Here is a 3333-nt window from a genome sequence, read left to right as displayed (position 1 = left end):
AATCTTGACGATGACCTACTCTCACATGGGGAAACCCCACACTACCATCGGCGATGCATCGTTTCACTGCTGAGTTCGGGATGGGATCAGGTGGTTCCAATGCTCTATGGTCGTCAAGAAATTCTGTAGCCAGAATGTCCAGATGGACAGCCCAGCGAATCCGGATATGTGATGTGGTGCTGCGTTTAATTTGTGGTCTTACGAATTTTCGGGTCTTTCGTCTTCACCACCGCAATCTGCGTCAGCAAATTGCTTGGGTGTTATATGGTCAAGCCTCACGGGCAATTAGTATTGGTTAGCTCAACGCCTCACAGCGCTTACACACCCAACCTATCAACGTCGTAGTCTTCGACGGCCCTTTAGGGGATTCAAGATCCCAGTGAGATCTCATCTTGAGGCAAGTTTCCCGCTTAGATGCTTTCAGCGGTTATCTCTTCCGAACATAGCTACCCGGCAATGCCACTGGCGTGACAACCGGAACACCAGAGGTTCGTCCACTCCGGTCCTCTCGTACTAGGAGCAGCCCCTCTCAAATCTCAAACGTCCACGGCAGATAGGGACCGAACTGTCTCACGACGTTCTAAACCCAGCTCGCGTACCACTTTAAATGGCGAACAGCCATACCCTTGGGACCGGCTTCAGCCCCAGGATGTGATGAGCCGACATCGAGGTGCCAAACACCGCCGTCGATATGAACTCTTGGGCGGTATCAGCCTGTTATCCCCGGAGTACCTTTTATCCGTTGAGCGATGGCCCTTCCATACAGAACCACCGGATCACTAAGACCTACTTTCGTACCTGCTCGACGTGTTTGTCTCGCAGTCAAGCGCGCTTTTGCCTTTATACTCTACGACCGATTTCCGACCGGTCTGAGCGCACCTTCGTACTCCTCCGTTACTCTTTGGGAGGAGACCGCCCCAGTCAAACTACCCACCATACACTGTCCTCGATCCGGATAACGGACCTGAGTTAGAACCTCAAAGTTGCCAGGGTGGTATTTCAAGGATGGCTCCATGAGAACTGGCGTCCCCACTTCAAAGCCTCCCACCTATCCTACACAAGCAAATTCAAAGTCCAGTGCAAAGCTATAGTAAAGGTTCACGGGGTCTTTCCGTCTAGCCGCGGATACACTGCATCTTCACAGCGATTTCAATTTCACTGAGTCTCGGGTGGAGACAGCGCCGCCATCGTTACGCCATTCGTGCAGGTCGGAACTTACCCGACAAGGAATTTCGCTACCTTAGGACCGTTATAGTTACGGCCGCCGTTTACCGGGGCTTCGATCAAGAGCTTCGCTTGCGCTAACCCCATCAATTAACCTTCCGGCACCGGGCAGGCGTCACACCCTATACGTCCACTTTCGTGTTTGCAGAGTGCTGTGTTTTTAATAAACAGTCGCAGCGGCCTGGTATCTTCGACCGGCATGAGCTTACGGAGCAAGTCCTTCACCCTCGCCGGCGCACCTTCTCCCGAAGTTACGGTGCCATTTTGCCTAGTTCCTTCACCCGAGTTCTCTCAAGCGCCTTGGTATTCTCTACCTAACCACCTGTGTCGGTTTGGGGTACGGTTCCCAGTTATCTGAAGCTTAGGAGCTTTTCTTGGAAGCATGGTATCAACCACTTCGTCGCCTAAAGGCAACTCGTCATCAGCTCTCGGCCTTGAAATCCCGGATTTGCCTAAGATTCCAGCCTACCACCTTAAACCTGGACAACCAACGCCAGGCTGGCCTAACCTTCTCCGTCCCTCCATCGCAATAACTGGAAGTACAGGAATATTAACCTGTTTTCCATCGACTACGCTTTTCAGCCTCGCCTTAGGGACCGACTAACCCTGCGTCGATTAACGTTGCGCAGGAAACCTTGGTCTTTCGGCGTGCGAGTTTTTCACTCGCATTGTCGTTACTCATGTCAGCATTCGCACTTCTGATACCTCCAGCAAGCTTCTCAACTCACCTTCACAGGCTTACAGAACGCTCCTCTACCGCATCACCATAAGGTGATACCCGTAGCTTCGGTGCATGGTTTGAGCCCCGTTACATCTTCCGCGCAGGCCGACTCGACTAGTGAGCTATTACGCTTTCTTTAAAGGGTGGCTGCTTCTAAGCCAACCTCCTAGCTGTCTAAGCCTTCCCACATCGTTTCCCACTTAACCATGACTTTGGGACCTTAGCTGACGGTCTGGGTTGTTTCCCTTTTCACGACGGACGTTAGCACCCGCCGTGTGTCTCCCATGCTCGGCACTTCCAGGTATTCGGAGTTTGCATCGGTTTGGTAAGTCGGGATGACCCCCTAGCCGAAACAGTGCTCTACCCCCTGGAGTGATACATGAGGCGCTACCTAAATAGCTTTCGAGGAGAACCAGCTATCTCCGAGCTTGATTAGCCTTTCACTCCGATCCACAGGTCATCCGCTAACTTTTCAACGGTAGTCGGTTCGGTCCTCCAGTCAGTGTTACCTAACCTTCAACCTGCCCATGGATAGATCGCCCGGTTTCGGGTCTATACCCAGCGACTAAACGCCCTATTAAGACTCGCTTTCGCTACGCCTCCCCTATTCGGTTAAGCTCGCCACTGAATATAAGTCGCTGACCCATTATACAAAAGGTACGCAGTCACCTAACAAAGTAGGCTCCCACTGCTTGTACGCATACGGTTTCAGGTTCTATTTCACTCCCCTCTCCGGGGTTCTTTTCGCCTTTCCCTCACGGTACTGGTTCACTATCGGTCAGTCAGTAGTATTTAGCCTTGGAGGATGGTCCCCCCATATTCAGACAAAGTTTCTCGTGCTCCGTCCTACTCGATTTCATTGACAAGAGATTTTCGTGTACGGGGCTATCACCCACTATGGCCGCACTTTCCAGAGCGTTCCACTAATCTCAAACCAACTTAAGGGCTGGTCCCCGTTCGCTCGCCACTACTAAGGGAATCTCGGTTGATTTCTTTTCCTCAGGGTACTTAGATGTTTCAGTTCCCCTGGTTCGCCTCTTGCACCTATGTATTCAGTACAAGATACTCAGCTTATGCTGAGTGGGTTCCCCCATTCAGAGATCTCTGGATCACAGTCTGTTTGCCGACTCCCCAAAGCTTATCGCAGGCTACCACGTCTTTCATCGCCTCTGACTGCCAAGGCATCCACCGTATGCGCTTCTTCACTTGACCATATAACCCCAAGCAATCTGGTTATACTGTGAAGACGACATTCGCCGAAAATTCGTACGTTGCTCTTTCGAGCAGAACTCACAAATTTTACCTTAGCCTGATCCACCAGCAGTGAAACTGGTGTTCAGTCTATATCTATCACATATCCGAATTTTTAAAGAACGATCTGACAAAAG

2 rRNA genes are annotated in these 3333 nt (G+C 51.2%); both read right to left on the bottom strand.

Annotated elements, in window-relative coordinates:
- Positions 1-2: 2 nt before the first annotated feature.
- A 5S ribosomal RNA gene (gene rrf, locus DMX11_RS25710) occupies positions 3-118 on the bottom strand.
- Positions 119-264: 146 nt separating this feature from the next.
- Positions 265-3157: ribosomal RNA gene (locus DMX11_RS25705) — 23S ribosomal RNA — on the bottom strand.
- Positions 3158-3333 lie beyond the last annotated feature (176 nt).

This window comes from Pseudomonas sp. LB-090624 (assembly GCF_003205205.1).
Classification (GTDB): Bacteria; Pseudomonadota; Gammaproteobacteria; order Pseudomonadales; family Pseudomonadaceae; genus Aquipseudomonas.
This window is presented reverse-complemented; position numbering and strand designations above follow the sequence as displayed.